This is a genomic window from Shewanella halotolerans, from assembly GCF_019457535.1.
GTDB lineage: Bacteria > Pseudomonadota > Gammaproteobacteria > Enterobacterales > Shewanellaceae > Shewanella > Shewanella halotolerans.
Genome location: NZ_CP080417.1, coordinates 3,786,892 through 3,812,992, shown reverse-complemented (window position 1 = coordinate 3,812,992; position 26,101 = coordinate 3,786,892). Strand labels below are relative to the sequence as shown.

The 26,101-nt window shown below is 55.5% G+C and carries 17 protein-coding genes; 6 read left to right on the top strand and 11 right to left on the bottom strand.

Going from position 1 to position 26,101, the window contains the following annotated elements; genetic code table 11:
* Window positions 1–251: 251 nt before the first annotated feature.
* Window positions 252–497 (bottom strand): hypothetical protein, encoded by a 246-nt coding sequence (locus K0H81_RS16525; RefSeq protein WP_011866963.1) that lies wholly within the window; start codon window positions 495–497, stop codon window positions 252–254.
* Window positions 498–1,025: 528 nt separating this feature from the next.
* Between K0H81_RS16525 and K0H81_RS16520 the strand changes: the two genes are divergently transcribed.
* From K0H81_RS16520 to K0H81_RS16510, 3 genes are read left to right on the top strand one after another with little or no spacing between them, the layout of a single operon-like run.
* Complete coding sequence (locus tag K0H81_RS16520; protein ID WP_220059039.1) at window positions 1,026–1,754, top strand: basic amino acid ABC transporter substrate-binding protein; 729 nt, start codon at window positions 1,026–1,028, stop codon at window positions 1,752–1,754.
* A 6-nt stretch (window positions 1,755–1,760) separates the two neighbouring features.
* Complete coding sequence (locus K0H81_RS16515; RefSeq protein ID WP_011866961.1) at window positions 1,761–2,441, top strand: amino acid ABC transporter permease; 681 nt, start codon at window positions 1,761–1,763, stop codon at window positions 2,439–2,441.
* On the top strand, window positions 2,434–3,159 hold the full coding sequence (locus K0H81_RS16510) for an amino acid ABC transporter ATP-binding protein (RefSeq protein ID WP_220043315.1): 726 nt from the start codon (window positions 2,434–2,436) through the stop codon (window positions 3,157–3,159). Before K0H81_RS16515 ends, K0H81_RS16510 begins: the two co-directional genes overlap by 8 nt.
* Before the next feature lie 77 nt (window positions 3,160–3,236).
* On the opposite strand, the gene K0H81_RS16505 is transcribed toward K0H81_RS16510, so the two are convergent.
* The 4 genes from K0H81_RS16505 to K0H81_RS16490 all read right to left on the bottom strand — a co-directional run bounded on the left by K0H81_RS16505 (window position 3,237) and on the right by K0H81_RS16490 (window position 9,661).
* Window positions 3,237–4,280 (bottom strand): diguanylate cyclase domain-containing protein, encoded by a 1,044-nt coding sequence (locus K0H81_RS16505; protein WP_220059038.1) that lies wholly within the window; start codon window positions 4,278–4,280, stop codon window positions 3,237–3,239.
* 259 nt (window positions 4,281–4,539) lie between these two features.
* Window positions 4,540–8,106 (bottom strand): zinc-dependent metalloprotease, encoded by a 3,567-nt coding sequence (locus K0H81_RS16500; protein ID WP_220059037.1) that lies wholly within the window; start codon window positions 8,104–8,106, stop codon window positions 4,540–4,542.
* 37 nt (window positions 8,107–8,143) lie between these two features.
* On the bottom strand, window positions 8,144–8,977 hold the full coding sequence (locus tag K0H81_RS16495; protein WP_220059036.1) for a hypothetical protein: 834 nt from the start codon (window positions 8,975–8,977) through the stop codon (window positions 8,144–8,146).
* Between the two features lie 249 nt (window positions 8,978–9,226).
* Window positions 9,227–9,661, bottom strand: a complete 435-nt coding sequence (locus K0H81_RS16490; RefSeq protein WP_220059035.1) for a hypothetical protein — start codon at window positions 9,659–9,661, stop codon at window positions 9,227–9,229.
* Between the two features lie 609 nt (window positions 9,662–10,270).
* Here K0H81_RS16490 and K0H81_RS16485 point away from each other — a divergent pair.
* A complete protein-coding gene (locus tag K0H81_RS16485) occupies window positions 10,271–11,374 on the top strand; it encodes a glucosaminidase domain-containing protein (RefSeq protein WP_220059034.1) in 1,104 nt (367 codons plus the stop codon).
* 14 nt (window positions 11,375–11,388) lie between these two features.
* On the opposite strand, the gene nrfD is transcribed toward K0H81_RS16485, so the two are convergent.
* The 4 genes from nrfD to K0H81_RS16465 form a co-directional block, all read right to left on the bottom strand.
* Window positions 11,389–12,330: a cytochrome c nitrite reductase subunit NrfD gene (gene nrfD, locus K0H81_RS16480; protein WP_220059033.1), complete on the bottom strand. Its 942-nt coding sequence runs from the start codon at window positions 12,328–12,330 to the stop codon at window positions 11,389–11,391.
* Entirely contained in the window at window positions 12,327–13,019 is a 693-nt protein-coding gene (locus K0H81_RS16475) for a 4Fe-4S dicluster domain-containing protein (RefSeq protein WP_011866953.1), read from the bottom strand. Before K0H81_RS16475 ends, nrfD begins: the two co-directional genes overlap by 4 nt.
* Window positions 13,020–13,029: 10 nt before the next feature.
* Window positions 13,030–13,494 (bottom strand): cytochrome c3 family protein, encoded by a 465-nt coding sequence (locus K0H81_RS16470; RefSeq protein ID WP_220059032.1) that lies wholly within the window; start codon window positions 13,492–13,494, stop codon window positions 13,030–13,032.
* 98 nt (window positions 13,495–13,592) lie between these two features.
* Window positions 13,593–13,922, bottom strand: a complete 330-nt coding sequence (locus K0H81_RS16465) for a PDDEXK family nuclease (RefSeq protein WP_398350090.1) — start codon at window positions 13,920–13,922, stop codon at window positions 13,593–13,595.
* Between the two features lie 561 nt (window positions 13,923–14,483).
* Here K0H81_RS16465 and K0H81_RS16460 point away from each other — a divergent pair.
* Window positions 14,484–15,458, top strand: a complete 975-nt coding sequence (locus tag K0H81_RS16460; RefSeq protein WP_220059031.1) for a LysR family transcriptional regulator — start codon at window positions 14,484–14,486, stop codon at window positions 15,456–15,458.
* Window positions 15,459–15,607: 149 nt separating this feature from the next.
* Here K0H81_RS16460 and K0H81_RS16455 read toward each other — a convergent pair whose 3' ends face one another.
* The gene (locus tag K0H81_RS16455) at window positions 15,608–16,612 is read right to left on the bottom strand and encodes a LysR family transcriptional regulator (protein WP_220059030.1); all 1,005 of its coding nucleotides are present in this window, start codon (window positions 16,610–16,612) and stop codon (window positions 15,608–15,610) included.
* Window positions 16,613–17,172: 560 nt separating this feature from the next.
* Between K0H81_RS16455 and K0H81_RS16450 the strand changes: the two genes are divergently transcribed.
* Window positions 17,173–22,110, top strand: coding sequence for a S8 family serine peptidase (locus K0H81_RS16450; RefSeq protein ID WP_220059029.1), 4,938 nt, complete (start codon window positions 17,173–17,175; stop codon window positions 22,108–22,110).
* Between the two features lie 157 nt (window positions 22,111–22,267).
* On the opposite strand, the gene K0H81_RS16445 is transcribed toward K0H81_RS16450, so the two are convergent.
* Window positions 22,268–25,495, bottom strand: a complete 3,228-nt coding sequence (locus K0H81_RS16445) for a DUF2339 domain-containing protein (protein ID WP_220059028.1) — start codon at window positions 25,493–25,495, stop codon at window positions 22,268–22,270.
* Between the last annotated feature and the right edge of the window lie 606 nt (window positions 25,496–26,101).

The following is a 26,101-nucleotide window of genomic DNA, read 5'->3' as shown; positions in this document are numbered from 1 at the left end:
AGCATCCTGCCTATCACCAGGCGAAAGCGCCTTTGGGGGAGCGCTAGAGGTGCCACCTGTAAAACACCTCTTTTTAAATGGTTTTGCGATTCAGGCCCGTCGTCGGTCTCTGGCCCTCGACTTAGGCTATTATGTTTGCTGCCCTCTAACCTGAAATCACATGCTTCCTGCAGACCACTTATTCTGTTTCCATCTTGTTATCTTGCCTTCCCTAGCCATTGGCGAATCGACTTAGCTCTTGGTGAATAGGCTTATCCTTGGATAAGCTTGAGTTCACGCATGAGCTGATTGAGTTGCATAGTGAGTCGGTCGATCTCGGCGCGCAGCACGCCCACGCGCCCGCCTTGCTGCTCACTCTGGCGAACCAGTTGGTAGACCGTCTTGGTGGAGACGCCAAACTGTTTGGCGACATCCGATAACAGGCAGTTGTTCCCTTTGACTTCGGCGACGATCCGCTCTGCCATCTTAGGCGTGATACTCTTAGATACTGTACTCATCTGTGACTCCTTATGGATGAATCCGCGTGTTAGCCTATTCGACATCCCACTGGCTGATGCCGAGGTGAAAGATAAACTGCCAATCTTCGAAGCGGCTGACCGCCATTAACCAAGGTTTCATCTACAACTCCTTATAGGGTGGTACCTCATTTATCTCTGGCAATTCAGCCCGCCCCAATGACTACCTACAAAGTAATATGTAAGTATTGTGCCAACTTTTTCAAATGTTGTTAATCAATTGATTTTTATGGTTATTAATGGTTTTTGATTGCGTCTGACAAGTGTGACATCGGGCACAGGGCTCACCAACTTGGTGCCGCCATGGCTTGCATTGGTGCAAGTCTGCAAGTTTGGCTTGGCGCCGCTTTGGGCTGGCCGAGCTACACTGACTAATAGGCAAGTTTATGTTAATAAAAAGCAAACAAATTGATTAAATAGTCATTTTTATCGCATAAGTATTGACTGTGTGAGTCGGGCTGCCTATAGTCGTGGCCAATTGAGCGAATATTCGTGGTAAGAGAGTAAATAATGAACAAATCTATCCTGTTAGCCGGTTTTACGGCCCTGTTGCTGCTGAGTGGCTGTGGCAAAGAGAAAGATTATCTGGTGGTAGGCACCAATGCCGCCTTTCCGCCCTTTGAATATGTGGGCGGTGTCAGCGGCGATCAGGTGATGGGGTTCGATATCGATCTGGCCCGCAAGGTGGCCGAGGATGCGGGTAAGACGCTCAAGGTGGAGAACATGAAGTTCGACTCGCTGATAGTGGCCCTCAACGCCGGCAAGATAGATATGATCGCCTCGGGCATGACCATCACTCCAGAGCGTCAGGCCAGCGTCGACTTCTCCGACCCCTACTACGAGGCGACTCAGGTGGTCTTGGTTAATAAGCAGGATGAAAGCATCCACAGCCTGGCGGATCTCGCCGGTAAACACTTCGCGGTGCAGCTGGGCTCAACCGCCGACATGATGGCCAAGAAGTACACCCAGTCGGTGACCGCCTTCAATACCGGTTTCGAGGCGATCATGGAGCTGAAGAACGGCAAGGTGGATCTCGTGCTGTTCGACAGCGAGCCGGCCGCCAACTACCTGGCCAAGAACCCTGAGCTTAAGCTTATCAGCCTGGACTTCCCCCCAGAGTTTTATGGTTTCGCCGTGGCCAAAAGCCAGCCCGAACTGCTGTCCAGCATCAACAAGACGCTGGCGACCATGAAGCAGAATGGTGAATACGACGCCCTGCTCGCCAAACACATGAAGTAGGCCGCCATGTTAGATGCAATTAATTCCTCGCTGTTTACGCCCATAGGTGAAGATGGACTCATAGGTATCTACCTGATCCTCAATGGCTTAAAGGTGACGCTGATCGTGACCCTGTTCGCCATGATCTTGGGGGCCATACTGGGTGTAGCCACCACATTGATGAAGATGTCGAGCCGCTGGTATCTGCGCTGGCCGGCCAACCTCTATGTGGGCGTGATACGCGGCACCCCAGTGGTGGTGCAGCTGGTGATCCTCTACTTTATCGTGCTGGCTACCTGGGATGTGGACAAGGTGAGCGCGGCCATCATTGCCTTCGGCCTCAACAGCGGTGCCTACATCTCTGAGATCATTCGCGCCGGCATACAGGCGGTGGATAAGGGGCAGACGGAGGCGGCGCGCTCCCTCGGCCTGTCGCAGGCGGTGACCATGAAGGAGGTGATCCTGCCCCAGGCGATCAAGAACATTCTTCCTGCCCTGGGTAACGAGTTTATCGTGCTCTTGAAAGAGACTGCGGTGATAGGCTTCATCGGCGGCGTGGATCTGATGCGCTCGGGTGAGATCATCCGTAGCCGCACCTTCGAAGACAGCGTGCCCCTGTTTACCTGTGCACTCATCTACCTGGCGTTGACCTATAGCTTCACCTTTATGTTGTCGAAGTTTGAGAAGAGGCTTAAGCAAAGTGATTAAGATTAGCAATCTGCATAAATATTTCGGCGACAACCAGGTGCTCAAGGGGATCGATGAATCGATCGCCCGGGGTGAGGTGGTCAGCGTCATCGGCCCCAGCGGTAGCGGCAAGAGTACCTTCCTGCGCTGCATCAATCTGCTGGAACAACCCACTCAGGGGGAGATAGTGATCGATGGTCAGTCGATCACCGCGCCAGATGCCTGCATCGACAAGCTGCGGCAGAAGGTGGGTATGGTGTTTCAAAACTTTAACCTCTTCCCCCATAAGACGGTGCAGCAAAACATCACCCTGGCACCGGTGAAACTGGGCTTGATGACTCAGGCCGAGGCCGATAGCGAGGCGATGCGCCTGCTGGAGCAGGTGGGGCTGAGCGACAAGGCGAGCGCCTATCCCGCCAGCCTGTCAGGCGGACAGAAACAGAGGGTCGCCATCGCCCGCGCCCTGGCGATGAAGCCTGAGCTTATGCTATTTGACGAGCCCACCTCGGCGCTGGACCCTGAGATGGTGGGCGACGTGCTGGATGTGATGAAGCAGCTGGCCCAAGCGGGAATGACCATGGTGATCGTCACCCACGAGATGGGCTTTGCCAAGGATGTCTCCGACCGGGTGATCTTCATGGATGGCGGCTATGTGGTGGAGAGCAATGTGCCTTCGCTGCTGTTCGGTCAGCCCCAGGAACCGCGTACCCAGGCGTTCTTGAGCAAGGTGCTTAGGTAAGTTAAATATTCAGATAAGTTAAATCTTAGGGTAAGTAAAATCTTCGGGTGAGTTCAATTCTCAGGTGAGTATAGCGGTTAGCCCTCGGCCGCTTGCTCGGCCTGCCAGAACTGGTAGTCGTGTTTGCCCTGGGCCTTGACCCGGTACATGGCGGCGTCGGCAAATTCGCAGGCGCTGGCAAAGTCATCACTTGGGGTGAAGCAGTAGATGCCGATACTCAGGCCGAGTTTGACCTCTGTGCCTTCTAAGATGATCGCCTGACGATAGACATCCAACAGCGACTGGGCCCGCTCACTCAGTAGGTTCTGGTCTTGGCTTGGGTGCAGAATCAAAAACTCATCGCCGCCGAGACGAGCGATCTGGGCCTGAGTGCCTATGACGCCCCTGAGGGTGTCGGCCACATGGACCAAGAGATGGTCGCCAAACTTGTGGCCCAGCTTGTCGTTGAGCTCCTTAAAGCCATCGAGATCGATGAAGAAGATGCTGCCCGAGTCTCGCTGATACAGCTCCTCAAATGCCAGGGTGATCGCCTTACGATTGCTCAGATTGGTGAGAGGGTCGCAGTGGGCCAGCTCAGACAGCTCCTGTTCGTAGCGTTTCTCCTGGGTGATATCCATGTGAGTCCCCATCATGCGTAGCGGCGTACCATCCGGCTTGCGCTCGACGATACGGCCACGATCGGACACCCAGGTGACCGAGCCATCCTTGTGGATCATCCGGTGCACCGCCTGATAGTAGTCTGACTTGCCCTCTACATGATCTTCGAAGGCCTTGATCACCCACTCCTTATCCTCCGGATGCAGATTCTGTTTCCAGCTGTCCACATGGGCCGCCAGCTCTTCGCGACTAAAGCCCAGCAGTTCGCCCCACCGCATGTTGAAGATGGTCAGGTTGCCGCTGGGAATATGTTGCTCCCACAGGCAGAGACGGTTGCCATCGAGTGCGGCAAAGAGTTTCTCTTCGGCGCGATCGTTGAGCAGCGTTAACTTGGCGTTCTCGCGTCTGAGCGCCGCATTTTCGGCTTTTAGCTCGGCGATCAGGTCCGCCGTTGGCTCGGCACTTTTCTCTGCCGATGGCTCTGTGTTGGCTAACTGATTAGATGGCTGCTCATCGGGCTCCATCGAGGGGGCTCTCCTTTACATTTGTCAGGCATAAGTTAACCATTATTGGGTAGTGAAACAACTGTCTAAACAAGATGATACATTTTGCTACAGATGTTGCATCCCAGGCATGGCGCTAGCTAGGTAAAGATTCGGGAGATGGAGGGCGAAACTTAACGAGAATTCACTTGTTAAGATTCATGGCTAACTCATTAGCCCTAAAGCAAAAAAGAAGCCGACGAGCGGCTTCTTTTTCTATTGCTGAACGATATCCGCAGTCTTAGAGCACTGGCAGGTAAGTGATCACTCGCTCATCGCGGGCGATGATGGGGTCAACCACCAATTGCTGAAAGGTCTCACCCTTGCTGTTCATCTGATGCTTCATCAGCTCGGGTGAGCTGGCGATGAGTGCCTTGAGCGTGTCTATCTGGTCGATTAGCATGAGAGCCAGCTGGTTCTCTTCGGTCGCCACATAGTTTTTGCCCTGTAGGCTGATCTGCTTGCTGGCGGCAACGGCGTCGCTGGCAAGATGAATGCCCACATACTCGCGCCACACTCTGGCCTTCTCTTCGCCACGATAATCGCTGTCGCGCGATGCCAGCACTACCTGCTTGAGCATCATCTGCAGCAGGTTGCTCTTACCCTTCATCTCATAACTGCTCTGGGGGAAGCCGAAGTAGCGTCCCAGAGAGGTAGCGTAGCTAGGAAGCGCCTCGATATGCTGGTCGGCATAATCGACGTCGTTGACATAGTATTTGGCATCTACTGCCTTACAGCTGTCGCTCAGCACAGGCTTGGTCAGGTACTGGTTGATCTCCTGAACCGTGTTGCCCAGCGTCATCTGACACAGCATGCCTTCGAGCTGATCCTTCACCTTAGGATAATCAACCAGGGCGTAGTAGGTGCGGCCCGTGGTGCTGCGAGGCGACTTGCGGGTCAGCAGCTGACGCATCGCCAGCAGTTTATCGGGCCACATGCCCAGCACGTCGCGCTCGTTGACATAGGGATGGTTCGGGCTCGATGCCGGGGCCTTGACGCCGTTGAGCAGGCGTCCCTTGTTGGCGCTGACGTCGGCATAGAGCAAGTCCTGGTAGGCCTCGACGATATCGGCCTTGAGCAGCAGCTCTTTCAGTTTTTCAGGGGCTTGCTCGTAGGCGGTGATGATCTGACCCAGCTCGAAGCCTTCATCTAGCTTGCCGGCATTGAGACGATAGAGGCGAGTCAGAATATCTTCCAGCGAGTGCACCTTGGTCAGGGCGCGGCTGTCATCGCTGTTCATGCGATAGGTGACATGCAGGTAGATGTCGCTCAGACCGGCCGCGGTAAGGAAGGTATCGGCCGCCTTTTCCACCGCCCTTTGCGAGGCGCAGAACCAGTAGTTCTCATGGCCTGGGCAGAACTCGGCCAGCTCGTTCTGATCGAAGGCAAATAGCTCCTCAACCGTGGCAGTGTCTTCGACGAACTGGCGTATGTCGCTGAAGCCTCGCAGACGATTGATGGTGTAAGGCAGGATATGATCTTCGAACAGGGTCTGACGGTTGTGACGCACGTTCATGGTGTCATAGCTGTCGTGGTAGCTGTCGATATAGTACTGCACTATGTCGTCGTTGTTGGTGCCGGCGTCGAAGCGGTTACAGTTGCTGTTGAGGGTCACATGACCGTCGGTACAGAAGGCGAAGTAACGCAGGTCGTGCTCTTTGCCTATCTGATGCAGGGCACCATATTGGATCTCGCCCGTGATATTGCCCTGGCGTAGCTCCTCGCGGCGCTTGGCATCGGCCGCCTCCAGCGATACCAGGCTGCCATCTTTGGTCTCTACCTGACGACCATAGCCGAAGCGCAGCGCCGCCAGATCGTATTTCTGGAAGGTGGTGGCGAAACGGTCGGCGTTATAGTCCATCTGGCTGGAGAAATCGGCCTTGACCGTCAGATGCGGGTAACCCGCCTCGCTGAAGGCCTGGCTGAACTTGGCGATCTCCTCTTCGTTGAAGAAGTTGGCCTGATCCCGGCTACCGGCGAAGTTGTGTCTCAGGCCAAGGGTGTGGCCCAGCTCATGGGTGAGGGTACCGGCAAAGGCCTGAGCCGCCAGCTTAGTCACCAGATCCTCCTGGAAGCTGGTGGACATCTTCTCGATATCCTTCAGCTTGCCGCCTATGATGCCATCGACCCAGAATTGAGTGTCTTTCCAGTCAATCTCATAGCCCTGAATGCCGCGAGGCAGTTCGCGCAGGGCGCCGCCTGTGAGGCCGAAGGCCTGATCCACACTCATCAGATTATGCTCGGCCCAGAAGGCTTCGGTCTTGTTCTGCTGATTGACCAGCTCCTCGAAGGGGGCGTTGCTGGCATCATCTGTGGAGAGATCCGGGATGATGGTCTGCGGCTGAGCCTCGGTGCGCGGTTGCTGCACCATAGGATCTTGGCTCTGACTGTTCTGCTCGGCAATTAGCTTGTTGGCCGCCACCTGATTGGCGCGATCCACCGCCTCCTGTGATGGGGTGTAGTCGACCCCGGTGAGATCTTTGACTGAGTTAGGGTCTAGCATGCCGCGGTTGTAGTCCAGCTGCACCCTGCGGTAGTAGCGGGTCGAGCCCTGTTGCAGGTTGGCGCTGTATTGGTCTACCCGGCCGCTGACGATCTCGCCGGTGAGCGGGTTGGCGGCAGAGGGGCCATAACCGGCCAGGCCGTTATCTAACGGCTCGTCGAATAGGGTGATGTTGCTGTAGCGCAAGTCTCCGTGTCTGCGTTCGTTGGCCTGGGCCAGCTTGAGCTCCGGCAGGCCGGTTTCGAACAGCTTGTTCTGGATGTTGATGGCGGTAATGCTCTGTTTGGCCGCGTCCAGGAAGGGCTGATTCTTTGGCTCGAAGAAGTTGTTACTCAAGAAGTAGGTGATCGCCTCCTTCTTGGGGTTGAAATGGTTGAGGTACTGGCGCACATAGCCATCCTTACCATCGGCATTGTTGCCGTCACGGTATTCATGCTGGGTGCGGAAGAAGCCGAAGGTGCCGTTCTCATCCTCACTATAAGGGATGGTGACAAAGTCCTTGCTGGCCAACTGATCCAAGGCCACGACAGAGATATATTCCGTGGTGGTGAAGGAGAGGTTGTCGAAGCTGCCCTTGAAGAACTTGCCGAAACAGGCGGGATTGGCCTGATAGGTGTGTTCGATCTCGAAGTTGATCACCCCCTTGGCCAAGTCCATCTCATAGCCTTCCCAGTTGCCATCTTTTACCAGGTGGGCCGACTCTGTCTCTGTGGTGCACTGCTTGAAGGTGACCAGATCCGTGTAGTTCTCCTCGGCGATCTGCGCCCCTTCAAACTTAGGAATGAAGAACTTCTTCTGATCCCAGGTGATGTTGCGATCTGTCACCTCTTCCTCACGGTTGGTACAGTCGCCCCAGTTATCCTCCTGGCACTGGAAGTCGATGTAGTCGCCGGGAATGGTCAACACTGGGGCCTTGTTGTACTCGTTATCGAAGCGCGAGTCGTGGTCCAGACCTATGTTGTCTCTGTCGATCTGACGCAGCTGGATGCCGTTTTCCGTCATCCGCAGGGTTACCAGCTTGGCTTCTCCCTGAGAGAAACCATGGATGGGGGCCGAGTAGCGCGGTACTTCACCCAGGCTGCGGGTGTAGAGAAAGAGTCGCTCGGGTTGCTTGCTGGCCAGCTCGCCGGTGGTGGTCGAGGAGGTAAGTTGATCCCCCGTGGCGCCGCTGGTGGTGGCATCTTTGAAGTCTTTGACGGCGATCATCCGCTCATCTTTCTTGACCTCCTGATACGGCTCGTCTGTGCCGCAGGCGCTCAATCCTATCGCGCTCAATATGGCGATGGCGACAGTGCTCTTGTACATTGAAACCTCTCCTAGTTGTTTAATTTATAAGTGCTTTTTATAAATATTTAGTGATCGATAGATAAAACACGGAGTTGCGTTCGTCGTAGAGCGTAAAGCTGTGGGACGGGCCGCGATCCGGGTCGAAGAAATAGCCGCTGTTGTTGTGGCCTATGGCCGCCACCCAAGTGGGGGCAAAGGACCAGCCGATCTCTTCGCTGATGGTGAAACGGTTGTCGTAACGACTGGTGTTAAAGGGCTTGTTCATGGTGTAGGAGGCGTTGACATCCAGATACCAGTTGTTGATGAACTGCCAGGTGGCATCGGCCAGCAGGCTGATGCTGTGCTCGATGAAGTGCTCGCCGTGACGGCCTATCTCATGTTCATAGGCGTTATATTTAAGCCGGGGTGAGAGATAGAAGTTCCAGTCTTGGTTCGGGCGGTAGAAGAGATAGCCCGCCAACCTAGGGGCGGCCCTTAACTTGTTTTCTTTGCTGGTATGGCCGGTAGGCAGATAGACCCCGGCACTGCCCACATAGCTCCAGTCATTGCCCAGAGCCTTGGACGGGGTGCGATACTCTAAGAAGGTGTCGTAGAAATAGCTCTGGTTATGCCGCGTCTCCACCTCGCCACCGCTGGAGAGACGTATGCTGCCCCAGGTGTCGCGGTAGGCGATCCTGCCGCTGGCACTGAGGGCCTGGTAGGAGCTGGGGGCCGATTGCTCGAAGGTGTTGCTGGCGGCGCTGGCACTGACATAGCCTGAGCAATGAGAGGTGTTAGTGTCTATGGCGGCGGCGACGTTTTCATTATCGGCCAATGCCTGATTCGAAAGCAGCAGAGCCAATATGAAGCACAGAGATGTTGTTATTTGCTGCGCCGTTTTTTCTCGCATGGTTTTTTTCCAAATTGTCTTTTTCCACATGGCTATTTTCCCTATGGCTGTTTTGGGCAAGAAAATAGGCGCGCAAGGGTTCGCACTCGACAGGCGTGAGTGTGCATAAGGCATGAAATAAACCTCATCTAAAATAAATTAAAAGAAATAGCTTGGTTGGCGGCTAGGTTTGTCCGTCAAAATTGATCGCGTTATAAATAGTGGCTCAGCGCTATCTATCTACGCGAGTCAAAATGGTATTTTGGTTGGCTAAGATGGAGTGCCCTTAATAGGTTTAATCCAGCTCATTAATAAAGAGCTGCACTCGATAATAGATTTTGGGGTACGGTATTTCGTTTGCCCGTAACCAGGCAGTCCGGCAGAGAGAAATAACAGGCAGAAGATCACAACAGTCAGTGTCATGCCGTTGCCCTGACTTTCGTGGGTCTCGCCACTTAGCGGTGGCATGCTGGGAAATAGCTGCTGATATGTGTGGTGCCAACAGGAAGATAAACCTGCGTCTTGTCTTGCAGGGGCGACCTCCTTGGTGGCCAGGCGATCTCCCTGGATGGCGCTGCAGCTCAGGCTTTGGCAGGTACTGCTGGCTTGTTGCTTTGCCATTAGGCCGCCGCTCAGCTGAGTGAGTACCAGTAGCCCAAGTAACAGGCTTAAGCTCGATAGTGTGACAGATCCTTGTTTCAACATATAACCAGCTAAGTGAGAATTGATATACCACCAACTTGATACAAGGTGATACATTTAAATTCGAGACGAATATTCAATGTATGAAACCGATAATTTTTATTCAATATGAAAATAACATTAACCTCAATATTGCGGTCTTTGTCACATTCATTTTTCGATTGCAGTCTTTAATGTGAAACTTATTAACTTTTTATTATCTAGTTGTTTACCGATAGGTGTTATCTTCCGGGTTATTCTAAATTAGAAATAATTTGTGATATCAGTTTTTGCATATTTTTGTAGCTGGCTTTAAAGATTTGGCTTTTGGGTTTTTAACTTTAAATATTTGATGGCAGCACTTAATTGTACAGGATTTAGTTTTTTTGGCTCTAGTTAATAAAAGATTTATTTAATTAAGCAGATGATCTTTTAATGATTAGTATGAATAAATTCTGTGTCGATACTGAGGTTTAGGAATGTGGGTGTGAGTGTAGTTTTGAGTATGGGTATAGGTGAAGGATCGGCGCCTTGCTCGACAGCTTGATTAAAGACGCGCATCGAAAGATGGATTAGAGTAGGCATTAGCATTGATGATTAACGTCTCTCATCTTATCTGCAAAAGGAGCCTCTATGCCCAGTGATAGCCGCCTCAAGATTGCCTTGCCTCTGCTACTCCTGCTTGCCTCGCTGCTGATGCTGTGGGCGCTCTGGTATCGCCCCAGTGATGAGTCGGGCGCCCTGTCTCCTGCCTTGGCCGCCGCCGGAATGGAGCCACCGGTGGAAAACGCCGGCGAGCTGGCGACCCCGGCTGACAGTCAGCAGACCCAAACCAGCTTCAAGACTGTCTCCAAGGCGAGGCCGACCAAGGCGCCCAAGGATGTGGTGCTTAACTCCCTCGATGAGCTGATCGCCCTGTTCGATAGTCTGGGGTATAACCAAGCGGGTTGGCAGGCGGGCAATCGTGAGGTGCCCAGGCTCACCTTCGAGGCGGTGAGTGAGCGCTGGCAGAAGACCTCGTCGCAGATCCCGGTGCAGCTGAAGAAGATGGTGTTCTTCCGTCTGATGGCGCCGCTGATCCTGGTGGCCAATGAGCAGATATTGCTGGAGCGGCAGACTATCGCCCAGGCGGAGTTAGATGCCCCAGAGCTGCTGGCCCTGGCCCGCAAGTATCGACTGTTAACCGATGAGAGCGGCAGCCAGACCGGTGAGAGCGGCAGCCAGATCGGTGAGAGTAGCAGACTGACTGAGGATCAGCGTGGACAGCTACTGGCGCGGGTCGATATCATGCCGCCCTCTCTGGTGCTGGCCCAGGCGGCGGAGGAGAGTGGCTGGGCGACGTCACGCTTTACCGTGGAGGGCAACGCCTTCTTCGGTCAGTGGGATTTTAGCGGTAAGGGGATGACCCCCAAGGCGCAGCGCAAGGAGCTGGGCAACTATGGGCTGGCGCGGTTCGATACGCCGCTGGCCTCGGTGGAGGGTTATCTGCTTAACCTCAACACCAACGCCGCCTATCAGTCGTTGAGAAGCCTAAGGGCGCAGCTGCGGGCCGACAACAAACCTATCACAGGCCTGGTGCTGGCAGGCACCCTGGAGCGATATTCCGAGCGAGGTCAGGCCTATATCGATGGCATACGCCATATGATCCGCTACAACGGTCTGGATCAGGTGGATGAGGCTTACTTGAGTGACGGGGCGCCGCTGCACCTGATCAGCGCAGATGACGCCCGCGAGTGAATGGCCAGTGGGGATTAGATCCCCGTCATCTGGCCGGTATAGAGGATAAAGTTGCGCAGCAAGAACACCCCTATCAGGCTGAAGCTGGCGGTAACCGCCACATAGGCGAACTTACGATCTGCCGACACCTTCATCCATAGGTTAAAGGCCAATGGCAGGGTGAGGCCTATGCCAATCACACCGGCCCAGAAGATCCAACCCCAGAAGCCGAAGCCCAAGGCGTTGAGTGCCGCAACCTGGCTCTGACCGCCAGAGAGGATCAATCCGGCGAAGAAGGTAAACAGCAGGCCTATCTCCACTAAAATCAACGGGATCTCTATGCCGTGGATGAAACGCACCTCGACCCCATTGGGGTTACCCCTGAGCAGCACACCACCCAGAAGGGTCGCGGCGGCGCCGGAGGAGAGCCCGGAGATCAAGAACAGCAGCGGCAATACCGGGTTATTCAGCAATGGGAAGCCGATCAGCGCCGATAGCAGGAAGCCGGTATAGGCCCCAAGCGAGATGGCGAGGATCACCAAGATGCCGGTGATCGCCGCTTCCTGTTTCACCAGCCAGCTTAGCAGCCGGTTGGCGACAGGCAGACGATTGCCCAGCAGCTGAGTGATGCGGCGCTGGAAGACGCAGGCTATCCAGGCAAACAGCACCAGCTGATAGGCCATCAGCACCAGCACCCCCATGGACATCACAGAGCTGGTGTTGTAGAACACCAGGATCTTCCAGAAATCCAGTGGCCGGGTGAGGTCGAATACCAGGATCCCCAGGCCACCAAACACGGCGACCGGCGCTATGATGGCCGCCGCCTGCACGAAGGGCGAATGCCAGGCCTCATGGGATAGCTTGAAGTGTTTCAGCATGATGGCGAAAAATACCGCCCCGGCTGACAGACCGGCGAGGAAGAGGTATATGGCGATAGGCCAATGCCATACCAGGCCTTCGAAATGAAAAGCACTCATAGCATTATCTCCCCATCTATGGTTTGAATATGGAACAGCTTAGGCCGGGTGCCCAGGTCCACCTTGGCGCGGTAGCTGGGCTTGCGCTTAAGCAGCTTGACCAGATCCGACTCGGGATCCTTGAGGTTGCCGAAGGTCAGTGCCTTGGTGGGGCAGGCCTCGACACAGGCAGGCTGAAGCCCCTGGGCCAGGCGACTCTTCTGACAGAAATCGCACTTGTCGGCGGTGCGGGTCTCGGGGTGGATATACCTGACCTGATAGGGGCAGGCGGCGATGCAATACTGGCAGCCCACGCAGCGATCGCTATTGACCGCGACTATGCCCGTCTCTTTGTCGATATAGGCGGCGCCTGTGGGGCAGACCCTTACACAGGGCGCGGCTTCGCAGTGCTGACAGGAGACACGGCTGAAGCGGTAGCTCTGATCTGGGTACTCGCCGAAGGGCCCCTTACGTTCTATCTTCACCCGGGTGACGCCCTCGGGAATATGATTGACCTCACGGCAAGCCTGGACGCAGGCGTTACAGCCGATACAGGCATTCTCATCATGCACCATGGCGTATTTGATCTCGCTTTCCTGCTCGGGCTGGAGCAGGGAATCGGCCTGGGGTGTGCGGGTGGCACCATACACAGAGACACCGGCCAGTAGGGCCCCAACCCCCTTGAGAAATTGGCGTTTAGAAACTTGCATCACAGGCCTCCTATTGTTCGACTTTGTGGCAGCCGACACACAGCTGGCTATGCTGTTGCGTATCGAGCGACAACATAGGGTCCGTCTCGGGATGGAGCTTATGGCACTGATCGCAGCCAAGGCGATTGGCGTGCACATTGTGGGTCCATTCCACTTCACCCAGGGCCTGATGGTCGTGACAGGTCAGGCAGACGGCGCCGCGTTGCTGAGCCGAGAAGGGGCTATCGGGCCCAAAGGTCATGATGGTCGATCCCTTCTTGGGATGGCTGCCTTTGGGGCCGTGACAGTCCTGACAGAGAATGGCGAGGCCAGGGCTGGCGTGTATGCCCTCGAGTTGGCCATTGCGTTTATGACACTTGATACAGCTGCGACTGGCTTGCTCGTCGGCGGCTAAGGCTTTGGGCGTTAGGCCCACCAGGCCAAGTGTTAGGACGCTGGCCAGCAGCAGAGTAGTACAAGGGGTAATTTGACACATAATGCATCCTTACACCTCAGTGAGCATGACGTTGTGGGGAAGAGGAGCGTCAAGTGGTCGGTTTGACGCTCATTGGGCGTTGCGGTGAGAGACACTCATCAGGCGGCGAGTGCGGTGCGCAGCAAGGCTTCGTCGCAATGCTTGTCTTTGTCCAGCTTAATCAGCTGCACCCCTATGTAATCTAAACATTTTTCGACAAACTTCATCTGCTCTGGAGAGCTGGCCGCAGGGTCGCTCACCACGAGTTTGACCGCAGAAGATTCGTTGTCGACGACCACGTAATCCAGGTGACAGTGCTCCATGAAGTCCTGCACCTCTTCGTGATTCCTGAGGGAGTCATCTAAGTCGACTACATTCACCAGCGACGCTCCGTAAAGGACATCGTAGCGGTTGGCGGCGATGGCCTTTAAGCCTTTCAAAAAGTGCATTGAATCCTTGTCGAGCAAGTGAGGCTTGATGCTTACGGCGGCATCGACCAGCTGATTCTCGCTTGATCTAAAGAACTTGATGCACGTCATGACGAAGGTCACGATGACGAGAGGACAAATGATGAACAAAACAAAATACATAAATGCATAGCTTAAAATAACGGTCGCGGTGGTGTTCATAGTAAACCTCCAAGGTTATTTTCATTTTTAACTCTCGATTTAATTATTACGCTATGGGATTTATTTACAATAATTATTGAAATCGGATTATTAAAATTTAGTCCTTGGTCAGATACTTATATTTAGCTATTTCATTTTTTAGATAATCAATAAATAGATATGTGTTTTTTAATTGTTGAATATCTGAGTGTTGGCGGGGTTTATAAGATATTTTGCATGAAGATTAAGCTATTGCAATGTTTTTGTAAATACTTGAAATTTAGAAATATGATCAAGATCTATTTTATTTGTTTTATTAATATCGAATAAAGATATTGTCAGCTTAAATATATTTACTATACTCTGAATGGGTATATTCGATGTCGGGAGAGGTATTTTGAAATGAAAAATATGACTCTAGATAGTTTAGATATGCTGAGCGCCAATATATTAGTTAATTTGTATGAAAAGCATTCCGCTTCGTCGGTGGCGATGGAGATGAATATACCCGCGCCCAAGGTGAGCCGCTGTCTACAACACGCGCGGATGATTTTTAACGATCCCCTGTTCATCCGTAAGAAGCATGGCCTAGAACCCAACGAATTTACCCGTCAACTCTATCCCCTGGTCAAGGCCCTGGTGCAGTGTGGTGAACAGCTGTATCAGCTGGAGAGCCGCCACGATCTGGCCGCGAGCCAGATGATGGTGCTCTATGTGAGCGATCTCTTGATCGCCGAACTGCCCCAACGCCTGAGCGGCGCCATCAGCGAGGCGCAACTGCCCATCAGCTATGAGCTGCGCACCGGCTCTGTGGATCTGCTGGAAGATCTGGCTCAGGGACTGATCGATCTGGCGATCGTCAGCGAATCCTCGGACAAGGCGCTGCAGGACGACAGACTCACCATCACGCCCCTCAAGCAGTTGACCCACCTGTATCTGCTCTGCTCCCTCAAGCATCCCCTGTTGCAGCAGGAGATCAGCCTGGCCAATATCGCCAACTATCCCTATCTGAGTGCCTTCGGGCAGCTGGACAGGCAGGCGCCGGATCCTTTCCAGCGTTACTGCACTCAGCAGCGCCTTAGTTGTCATCTGGCCCCTGTGGATCTGGGACGGGAGGGGCTGGAGTTTAATCAGCTGTATCGCTATCTGTCCGACGACAAGACGGTGAGCCTGCTGCCTTATAGCAGGGTGTATGAGCATAGCGAGCTACTACCCGGCCTGCATGTGTGCTGCCTGTCGGGCATGGATACCGCGCGCCTCTACCAAGATCAGTCATACCCTAGGCTCTACATGCTGAGCCGTAGCGGTCGCAGCGCCGCCCATCTGGATTGGTTGAAGCAGGAGATAGGTCTGCTGATCAGCCAGAACGTGCACTAGCACTGTCATTAATACGAGGCACTAATAACAGGCACTACAACAAGTTCCTGCACAGGCAGCAACTAACCTACTGGTTCATTTGGAGCTTTATCGTGGTGCAAATTAAAGGCTCTGGCTAAGGGCTTATGCTAAGGGCTCTGGCTAAAGGCTTATGCTGAAGGCTCTGGCTCGATGCTCGGCTGGGCGAGGGGCGTACGTTCCCGGGCCACCTGATCGCAGTGGGCCTGCATCTCGATCAGCTTCTCCGTCAGTACCCGGCGCAGGCAGTTGGCCAGCTCGGGTTTGATCCCCTTGTGGCAATGCAGATAGTAGCTTTCGGTCTCGAGATCTCGGGTCTGCAGCCAGATCCTGGAGATATCCAGATAGTCCACATCGTCGCGATTCTCGAAATAGCTCATCGACATGGCCGAGGAGAGCAGGGCGATATCCTCGCTGTGACTCACATGATCCACCAACATCCTCAGGCTCGGGCTCTTGAGAGCCACGTGGATCTCTATCTGCCTGGCCTTGGCATACAGCTCTATGGGGTGGGGCTCCTGCTCCTGCAGGTGAGTGTTCACCAGGGCGATATGGTAGTTAAACATCTGCGCTAAGGGATCGTCGCTGGTTAAGATAGGGTGGCCACGGCGGGCGACGATGAAGAAGTGGGTGATATCCCCCAGCTTAAAGTTGTTCACCATGGGGTGATTAATCGGCTCGGTGGAGATGCTGCAGTCGACCTTGCCCTGACACAGGCGCTGATTGACCTTGTCGGTCCAGGGCTGAATATTGATGCTGACGCCGCCCTCGATACAGTGGCAGGTGTTATGCACACAATTCATCGCCATCAGCGACCATTGCTCATAGGTGGCAACACTGAGCTGATAGGGCTCGGCGCCCTTGTCTATGGTGGCCGCCACTATCTTGTCGTACTGCTCCACTATGGTCTTGACCATGGGGTAGATGGTGAGGGCGACCTGGTTGGGCTCAAAGCCATATTGCTGGCGGATAAAGAGTTCGTCCTCCAGCACCTCCCGCAGGCAGGTCAGGCTGCGGCTCACCTTAGACTGAGTGGTACGCAATCGCTCGGCCACCGCACTGCCGCTCTTCAGCTCAACCAGTCCGATAAATACCTGTAGGGTATAGTAATCGAGTCGGCTCACTTTCTTCAGCATGACAATATCCCTCTATCGGCAGTTTTCGATGGCGTTAACAGGCAAAAGTAATAGATCTTATATTTAAAAATTAACCATTTGCTGAACGATCCTTGTAGCACAAGTTGGTTAAAAATTCTGCGGATCACATCACAGTTAACTTGTGGTTAACCTTTCGCTAAATCGCCAGTAAAAGCTGAAAACGTCGAGTTTTAGCCACCTTGTTAGCGTATCGGTAACAAAAAGATACACTTAGGGGAGAATGCTTGTGAGGGTGGGAGCGCAGGGGACAGATCGCCGGGAGCTTGATTTCATCGGTCCAGAGGATCTGTTTAGCCGGCGGCAAGCTTGTTGGTAGGAGCTGTTGCGCGGTGAGCCTCGCCTAGCTTGAGTCACTATGTCCGGGAGAAAGTAAGGGTTTTCCATGGTCACTTTTTCTGGGGTAAATACGGGTCGATTAATGGCACGAATGTAGCCCAAATGTTACATAAAGGTACGTTTTTCTTTGACGTCGTTTGATATACCTAATGCGCATGTAAATGCATGAAAAATAATAAGCTTATGATTTCAAAGGAATATCAATGCGTACCCAACAAATGTTTAAGCGAAGCGCCGTCGCCAGTCTGACCGCGCTCTATCTCGCCGGGGCGGGCTCGATTGCCATCGCCCAGCCGGGGATGGAGAAGGTGCCTGGCACCAGCTTCTACACCCCGACCTTTACCGCCGAAGATATTCAGCGGGTCAACGAGGAACGTCAACTCGAGTTGAGTGGCGAGGTCTACCTGGGCACTCCTGGGCAGATCAACCGCGTCAAGAAGGCGCGCACGCCTGAGGAGATCTTCACGCCATCGGAAAAGGCCAGCGGCGTGCAGACCTATATCGTTCAGCTCGATGCCGAGCCGCTCGCCACCTATGCCGGTGACGTGCCGGGCTACGCCGCCACCACGGCGCCCAAAAACCGCTCTGTGATCGCCAAGGGCAGAGTCGCGGTCAATACCGCCTCGGCTCAGGCCTACAAGCAATACCTGGTGTCCAAGCAGGATAAGTTTATCGCCAGCGCCCGTCAGGCCGGCGCCTCGGTGAAGGTGACCAAGCAGTTCACCCTGGCGAGCAATGCCATGGTGGTGGAGATGACCCAGGAAGATGCCATCAAGATGTCTCATCAGCGTGGCGTCACCCGCATCTCGCCTAACCGCGTGTTCCAGCTGCGCACCGACCGTGGCCCCGAGTTCATCGGCGCCGACAAGGTGTGGCAGGGCACGGCAACCTCGGGTAGCCTGGCCGCCAAGGGTGAAGGCATGGTCGTGGGCATCATAGACACGGGGATCAACACAGATCACCCGGCGTTCGCCGACGATGAGGCCTACGCCGCTACTAACCCTTTCGGTGCCGACAACGGCGTGGGGGATTGTGTCGACTCGCCAGAGCTGTGTAACAACAAGTTGATTGGTGTCCATTCATACCCTGAGATCACCGATGTCTATGGCGCACCTGAGTTTCAAACCAGCAGTCGTCCCGTGATGATCCGTCCGGCCAATGGCGAAGACTATAACGGCCACGGCTCTCACACCGCCAGCACGGTCGCGGGTAACACCCTGACCGACACCCCGCTGCAAACCTTCAGCGGCGAGGCGACCAGCGACGGTATCAATGTGCCCTTTAACTTCCCACAAACCAGTGGTGTGGCGCCCCGCGCCCATATCATCGCCTATCAAGTCTGTTGGCCCGGTGGCAGCGGCGACCCCTATGCGGGCTGCCCAGAGTCGGCGATCCTGTCGGCATTTGAAGATGCGATAGCCGATGGCGTCGATGCCATCAACTTCTCTATCGGCGGCGCCGAGTCTCTGCCTTGGGCCGATCCCATGGAGCTTGCCTTCCTGGCTGCCCGTGAGGCGGGGATCTCCGTCGCCGTGGCGGCGGGTAACAACGGCGCCTACTGGTCGTCGGATCACAGCTCGCCTTGGGTGACTACCGTAGGTGCCAGCACCCATGATCGTCAGCTCGACGCCGGGGTGAAGACCTTAGGTGAGTTCGAAGGGGTAAGCGCGCCAACCGCGCCAATGCAGGGCAAGAGCTTTTCCGGTGGTATCACCGGTCAGGTGGTGATGGCCGAGAAATATGCCGACCCGGATCTTAACGATGGCTATAACGCCGCCAGCTGTAATGCGCCGTTCCCGGCCGGTACCTTCACCAGCGATCAGATCGTGGTGTGTGAGCGCGGCGACATCGCTCGCGTCGACAAGGCAAAGAACGTGGCGGCCGGTGGCGCGGGTGGTTTCATCCTGCAAAACATCAGCTACTCGGCGGACAACCTGGTGGCGGACAACTTCGTGCTGCCTGGCATTCAGATCAAGGCCGCCGAGCGCTACAAGCTGCGTAACTGGGTCAACCGTAACGGCGAAGCCGCCCGCGCGACCATCTCAGACTATAGCAACGACTATTACTTGGACGCCGAGCTGGGCAACAACCTGGCGACCTTCAGCTCCATGGGGCCGAGCCGCACCAATAACACCTTGGTACCGGATCTGACGGCGCCGGGTGTCGATATCTATGCGGCCAACGCCGACGATCAACCCTTCACCTACTCACCGACGGCCTCTGACTGGACCTTCATGAGCGGCACCTCGATGGCGACGCCTCATGTGACTGGCGCCATGACGCTGCTGAGTCAGATCCATCCAGACTGGACACCGGCTGAGATCCAATCGGCGCTGATGCTAACGGCGGGCCCTGTGATGCTCAACACCGGCTATCAGCTCATCGAGCCTTACTACAACTTCATGGCCGGGGCGGGGGCGATCAACGTGGCGCGCGCCGCAGATACCGGCCTGTTGATGGATGAGACTGTCGAAAACTACCGCAATGCCGACCCGACCAACGGCGGTCTGGTGAATTGGCTCAACATCCCCTCTATGGTGGAGATGGAGTGCACCGACACCTGCAGCTGGATGCGTACGGTGAAGGCAACCCGTGACGGTACCTGGACGGTAGAGGGTATCGGCAAGGAGGAGGGCTTCGAGCTGACGGTATCGCCGGCGCAGTTCTCTCTCAAGGCGGGCGAGACCCAGAGCATTATCGTGACGGCGACACCGCCGAGCAAGATAGAGATCAAAGTCGATCCCGAAGAGGCCGATGGCCCGTGGGATGCGGTGCTCAACAAGGACACCTTCTTCAATGGCCAGGTGGTGTTGAAGGAGCAGGGTGACAGAGCACCAGAGGTGCACATGCCTGTGGTGGTGGCCACCAGTGGCGAGCAGCTGCCCGTGTCACATCATTTCGAGATCACCAGGGACCAAGGCACAGAAATGCTGACGGTGAACACCGATGCCTACAGCCAGCTGACGCCGCGTTTCTACGGCCCGGTGAAGCCTGAGGTGTATAGCAATCGTCTGACAGCCGTGGGGCCTTTCCTGCGTCAGGACTATATCGAGAAGGGCTGGGATATCCGCACCATCACGGTACCCGAGGGCGCCAAGCGTTTGGTGGTCGAGGTGCAGAAGGCCGGAGTGGTGAGCACCCTCGAGGATCTCAACCCGCGCTACACCACGCCTCATCCGTTTGTGATTGTGGGTCTGGATGAGAACGACAACGGCACCTTCGTGCCAGACAGCGAAGCCGACAGCAGCGCCATCAAGGCGGAATACTCGGCGGAAACCGTTTGTCTCTCAACCAGTCAGGCGGAGCATAACTACTGTAGCCTGGAAAACCCGGCGCCCGGCACTTACTGGGTTGCTACCGCCATGGCCTATGGCCAGGGTGAAGTGGACGTGGATACAGGCTACGCCATCATCATGGAAGATGACGATCGCGGTAACCTGAGCATCACGGGCCCAGCCTCGCACGATGGTAACGGTAACTATGAGATCGGCATCAACTGGAACCTGCCACAGACCCAGGCCGGTGATATCTACTATGGTGGTTTCGACCTCGGCAACATGCCGGGCGCCGAGGGCACCCTGGGCTTCACCGCCCTGGATATTCGCCGCGCCGACGATGCGGTGACCTGGGAAGTGAGCCAGGACAAGGCACGTAGCATGGATGTGGTGGATATCAGCCTGAAGATCGCCGCCAACATGGAGACTCAGGACCGTCAGTATCAGTTTGCCCTGCAACTGCCTGAGGGAATGCGTCTGGCACCGGCGACCCTGACCACCAACAACGATCAGGTGACTCAGGCGGTGACCGCCGATGAGCGTGGCTTTACCCTGACGGGCATGCAGGCGTCGACCCGCGACGTACAGCGCGAGTACAAGATGACCACCAACCTGACCGATAAGATGTGTCGCACGCCGATGATCGACGAGTACTCGACCGGTGGCTATATCGACCTGTTCGGTGAGTTCAAGATGCAGCCGATGGCCGACTGGTTTGTGGGCGACTATCGCAGCGCCTTCGACGTGCCTATCGACTGGTTGTTCTACAAGGAAGGCGCCAAGTTCGAGCTGTACAACCAGCCGAACGCCGGTTATCTGCGCATGCATACTGTAGGGGCCATGAAGCTCAACACGGGCTACTGGTACATGATGCTGCACCGTGGTCCGGGCTTCCTGGTCGAGGCGCTGGCACCATTCTGGCGTGGTAGCTTCGAAGGTAAGTATCGTCGTCACTGGGAAGATCCATGGGGACTGACTATTGCCTCTCAGTACGCCGAGGAGCGTCCAGACCTTGGGGATCTACTCTTCCTCGAGTTCGATAACGTGACCGATAAGAACACAGGCGAAGAGTATGATTTCGAAACGATTCTGCGTAGCGGCATCGATGACCGTCCGGGTCAGTTCGAGATCATCTATGCCTACGACAACCTGGGTGCCGATCTGGCCAAGGGTGCCGTGTTTATCGAAGGCTTCGATACTCAGTGGTCGACCAAGGCAGGCGCCAAGGGCGGCGGCCTCTATGAGGTGCTGGGCTTCGATAACTTAGATGAGGTGCTAGCCGACGATCTCGTGGTCTGTTTCGACTATGTGGGACCTGAGCAGAGCCGTATGGAAGTGAACTTCAAGGCGGTGATCAAGCCTGAGGCGACCGGTACGGTACAAGACATAGTGCTGGATTATGACCTCGAAGGGGCGCCGTCGATTCAGCTCACCCATGCTATCAGCGTCCAAGGCAACATACAGATCGCCGAGATTGCCGATCAGCTTGTGGCCGAGAACACGCCGCTGGAAGGGCTGACGGTAAGCTATATCGATGCCAACAAGGTACCGAACACGGTCGAGGTGACTGGTGAGCACATCACAGCCGAGGTGCAGGGCAACAGCTTTACCCTGATCCCTGAGGCCAACTTCCACGGTGATACCCTGGTCACTGTGACGGTACGCGATAACGAGCACAGTGGCGATGCCGCCAGCACCAGCTTCATGCTGACGGTGGAATCCGATGGCATCGAGCCGACACCGCCGCCTCAGCCTGAGGTTGTGCAGCCTGAGTCTAGCTCGGGTGGTGCCTTAGGGCTAGGTCTGCTTGGCCTGTTGCCGCTGGCACTGCTGCGTCGCCGTAAGGCCAAGGCGCGCCTTAGCTAAAACGGCTAAATAAGATGGCTGAATAAGATGAAAGGCCAGACAAGCATTTCGGGTATGACCCAAGATGCTTGAAGCTAAAGTGAAAAAGAGGAGCCTAGGCTCCTCTTTTTTTATGCCAGTAATCTTGGCATCGACCTAACTCTTTAACCTTTAATCCTTAACCTAGGGCCAGCAGCCGGTTCTTCTGCTTCTGATAGAAGTAGGCCACCGTCAGCAGTATGATGCCGATGACGATGAAGGCGACCACCTTCTGCACCAGCACGAAGGAGGCCATGTCGATAAACAATATCTTGAGACAGGCGAGGCCGAAGAGGATCCCCGCCATGCGTATCAGGCTGGTCTGTTGCGGTCGCAGGCTGAGGAACATGAGCGCGCTGCCATGGCTCACCAGCAAGATGCTACTGATAGGCGCGGCTACCTGATCCCCCAGCTGATAACTCCAGAGGAAATAGCTCACCGCCAGCAGGCTGTGCCAGCCCCACAGCAGGGCAGGTTTCGGCAGCAACTTCTTGTGGGACTCGATGCCGAGTCGCTTGCCCCTGAGATACCAGGCGAGCACCACCAATATGCCCAGCTCGCTGAGGCTAAACAGCAGGCTGCTGATATCCAGCCCCAAGGGGCGATCGCCATGCAATATGATGGGCGCCAGCGGCAGCAGGAGAAGCAAGCCATAGGCGAGATCGTAGCCGGGTCTCAGCGCCTTGGCGAAACGTCTGCCCAGGGCGTTATCGCGCTCGACCAGCAGGGCAAAGTAGCCGGTCAACGCCAGGAATACCAGGGACCAACCCGGGGCGATAAGCCCAGACAGAGTCTGTACGGCAACGGCCAGGACCAAGGCAAAATAGAAGGGGCTCAACTGCCAGGGGAAGCGCAGTAATATGCGCCAGTGCCGGTTCATTTGCTCATAACGGCCGTGCACTGAGCCCAGTGCCAGCGCGCCAATGGCGAGGGCGACTAATCCCTGCCACTGATTGTCCAGACAGCTAATGGCGGTGAACAGTATGGCCGTGGCACAGAGCAATTGCGTCTCGATCACCAGGCTCCGGTGGCGCACGAACCTCGCGAGGCCAAGGGCCATGGCGCTGGCCAGCCAGAGGTAGATGGGGAGCAGCTCCAGATAGCTGCGCAGCACCTTAGGCAGCAGCAGGAGCGGCAGCGCCAGGTAACAGATGAGCTGAACATAGTAGGCCAGACTTAGCAGCGGCGACTGAGGTGTGTATCGCTTATACCAGTTGTAGGCCAGCAGCAGGCTGCTGAACACCTCGATACGCGCCAGCTTGGCGTTGAGAGGCTGCTGGGCAAAGTTGACGCTGCCCGCCTCTAGCATGCCCAGCATGATGAGGCCGCCTAGCGGCAGTAGCCAGAACCAGGCCATGATCTCGGTAAAGCGCAGCCCGTCTCGTCTGCCCAGGTAGAGCAGCATCAGGGCGATGAGTGGCAGGCCGTTGAGATAATATTCTGGGCTCAAGCAGTAGCCGATAAACAGCGCGGTGATCGCCAGCAGCTGACCAAAAACGCCCTGCAGGGCGCGGCGCAGCAGTCGCTCCGTCCCGGTAAGCCTATCCCCCAGGGCGTCAATCAGGCGTATCGCCTGATAACAGGCGGCGCAGCTTAGTGTAAGGGTGAGAATGAGGATAAGGTTATCTGTCATTCCCGCGGCGCCACCCAGCTTGCGGTGACTCACTGCCAGGCTGTCGAACAGGGTCAGCAGGTTGCTGCCAAGGCCCATCGCCAACAGGATATAGGCCTCGGTGCGAATGGCGATAAAATCATGTTTAGCGCCGAGCCAGAGTAGCAGCAGTGCCTCGATCAACAGCACCAAGCCAAGGAGATCGGCGCTGATGAGGTAGAGCGCCGCCACCCCGGCGAACACCCCGGCCGCGGCCAGCATCAGCGGTGCGATCAGGCTATCGCGCCGTATCTTCCAATAGAGCAGGGCGCAGATAACGCCGTTGATCGCGAACAGCTCACCGGCGTAAGAGGTAAACTCCCCCAGGGTATAGAGGGTAAAACAGAGCATGGCCACGGGCACCATGAGCAGGCGCGCACTGGGCTCACGCTTGGCCTGCAACCAGAGGCTACCCAGGCCATAGAGATAGAAGAGGGCGTTGATGCACCCCAGCGCCAGCATGGCCATGGGGCCGATTGGCGCCAGCGGCAGAAACAGGAAGAAGCTCAGCAGCTGCACACAGGCGATATGCAGCAGCGCCGTGATCTCCAGCAGCACGGGCCAGTTTAGCCTGTGACTCTGCACCAGAGAGCAGGCGCCTATGATCAGCAAATAGGGCAGATAGAGCAGCGGTGCCTGGCTGGCATCGAGCAGCATAAGCGGCGCCAGGGAGCCGCCGCACAGGGCGATGATGGCCACCACCTTAGTCTCCAGCTTCATCGCCAGGCCGTAACCCAGGAGGGTGTTGACCAGCATCAGCAATAAGGCGGCGCTCTCTGGGATCAGCTCAAAGTAGGGGCCGAGGAAATAGATACAGAGGTAATTCAATATGATGCCAAGGCCCACTATGCCCGAGGCATAGTCCTCCATGCCGGGCCTGGCCCGCCGGATAAACAGGCCGCCGGTGATCACGCTATTGGCTGTGATAAGCCCTAGCATGGCCTTGCCAAGCTCGGAGAACCAGTGGTTGATGGAGTATTGCAGCAGGTAACCAAAGCCCAGGGTCAGGGTGACAATGCCCGCGAGTGTCATCAGAAATACCGCGCCCTGTCCCTTGGCCTGATAGTGTTGATAGAAGGCCTTGGCCTGCTCGCCGAGACCGCCGAAGGGGCCGAGCAGCAAATTAACTAGCTGCCCGAGCGAGCCCTGAAGCTGGGCCACCGAGTTGGCTAGCTGTTGGCCAATACCTGGAGTGGCGGTCTTCTGTTTTGTGGTTTTCGTTGAGCGAGCCGAAGGTCGAGTTTGAGCCTGTTTTTCTGCTTGAGGGGTCTGGCGCTGCCAGGCGTCGTGGCGATAGCTGGTATCGGCCTGCTGGCTGAGTTCGCCTCGCTGGGATGACGGTGTCTTCTCTAACTCTAGCTGCGCTGACTGTAACGGCTCTGACTGCGTGTGCGCTGCTTGTGGTGGCTCTGGTTTTAACTGCTCTGGTTTTAACAGCCCTGGCGGGGTCTGCCATGGCAAGTATTGGCTTGAGAGGCTTGGCGCCGATGCCGAGGTTGAATCTATAGAATGTGTGTGCGCAGTCGTCGAATGCGTCTGCTGTGGATACTCGGGCTGCTCGTAGCCCTCAAGGGCATTTACCCGTGCGTTGAGCTCGGCCAGCTGCTGGCTAAACTCCGCTAACTGACTCGTGAGCGCCGCGCGGTCCGATGCCTGCTGTGACTGCATCGCCTCCAGGGCCTGAGTGAGCTTGTTGACATCTTCCTTCAGTGTCATCGCCTTTCCTTTGGTCTTGCCAACTTTTCCTAAGGGTTATCATTGTACTTGCAGTATAGGCACTTAGGGAAGTGGTTGATATTTTTATGAATGCGGACGTTCATTCGTTTTCCAAACTCCGTTTGGATTAGCGGAGTGGGATTCCATCCCACACCTGGGGATGTGCGACCTGACGGTCAAGGTAAGTCGTTTGAGTCTTCCCATGTTGTGGGATGGATAGGAGCTATGACCATTTGCTTGATTTTCAAACTCCGTTTGAAGATGAACGTCGTGGGATTCCATCCCACACCCGGACAAGGAGGACTGCTCGTCCTCGCCAAATACTTCCTTGTAAAAAGCCAGTTCGGCATCCATGCCTCTCGCTCAAAACGGTCATTGACATGACCTTCGCCCTTGCATCCACCCTGACGCCCCCGACGAAGTTGTTGATCCTCATGCTTCAATGAAAATCGCCTAACGACTCGGATGGGACTCCTGTCCCTCCGAGCCTTAGCCATCGTCCATGATGGCTATACGGCATTTTCATCTGCGCATTTCGGCAACTTCGATGGGGATTTCTTGTAGCCACAACCGGCATTTGCAGCAAGTAAGTAAAAGTTTACTCTG

What these genes read in the sequence shown, in the direction of transcription:
- K0H81_RS16525 (WP_011866963.1), bottom strand. Translation starts at nt 497, where the DNA reads ATGAGTACAGTATCTAAGAGTATCACGCCTAAGATGGCAGAGCGGATC.
- K0H81_RS16520 (WP_220059039.1), top strand. Translation starts at nt 1,026, where the DNA reads ATGAACAAATCTATCCTGTTAGCCGGTTTTACGGCCCTGTTGCTGCTG.
- K0H81_RS16515 (WP_011866961.1), top strand. Translation starts at nt 1,761, where the DNA reads ATGTTAGATGCAATTAATTCCTCGCTGTTTACGCCCATAGGTGAAGAT.
- K0H81_RS16505 (WP_220059038.1), bottom strand. Translation starts at nt 4,280, where the DNA reads ATGGAGCCCGATGAGCAGCCATCTAATCAGTTAGCCAACACAGAGCCA.
- K0H81_RS16500 (WP_220059037.1), bottom strand. Translation starts at nt 8,106, where the DNA reads ATGTACAAGAGCACTGTCGCCATCGCCATATTGAGCGCGATAGGATTG.
- K0H81_RS16495 (WP_220059036.1), bottom strand. Translation starts at nt 8,977, where the DNA reads ATGCGAGAAAAAACGGCGCAGCAAATAACAACATCTCTGTGCTTCATA.
- K0H81_RS16490 (WP_220059035.1), bottom strand. Translation starts at nt 9,661, where the DNA reads ATGTTGAAACAAGGATCTGTCACACTATCGAGCTTAAGCCTGTTACTT.
- K0H81_RS16485 (WP_220059034.1), top strand. Translation starts at nt 10,271, where the DNA reads ATGCCCAGTGATAGCCGCCTCAAGATTGCCTTGCCTCTGCTACTCCTG.
- nrfD (WP_220059033.1), bottom strand. Translation starts at nt 12,330, where the DNA reads ATGAGTGCTTTTCATTTCGAAGGCCTGGTATGGCATTGGCCTATCGCC.
- K0H81_RS16475 (WP_011866953.1), bottom strand. Translation starts at nt 13,019, where the DNA reads ATGCAAGTTTCTAAACGCCAATTTCTCAAGGGGGTTGGGGCCCTACTG.
- K0H81_RS16470 (WP_220059032.1), bottom strand. Translation starts at nt 13,494, where the DNA reads ATGTGTCAAATTACCCCTTGTACTACTCTGCTGCTGGCCAGCGTCCTA.
- K0H81_RS16465 (WP_398350090.1), bottom strand. Translation starts at nt 13,922, where the DNA reads ATGCACTTTTTGAAAGGCTTAAAGGCCATCGCCGCCAACCGCTACGAT.
- K0H81_RS16460 (WP_220059031.1), top strand. Translation starts at nt 14,484, where the DNA reads ATGAAAAATATGACTCTAGATAGTTTAGATATGCTGAGCGCCAATATA.
- K0H81_RS16455 (WP_220059030.1), bottom strand. Translation starts at nt 16,612, where the DNA reads ATGCTGAAGAAAGTGAGCCGACTCGATTACTATACCCTACAGGTATTT.
- K0H81_RS16450 (WP_220059029.1), top strand. Translation starts at nt 17,173, where the DNA reads ATGCGTACCCAACAAATGTTTAAGCGAAGCGCCGTCGCCAGTCTGACC.
- K0H81_RS16445 (WP_220059028.1), bottom strand. Translation starts at nt 25,495, where the DNA reads ATGACACTGAAGGAAGATGTCAACAAGCTCACTCAGGCCCTGGAGGCG.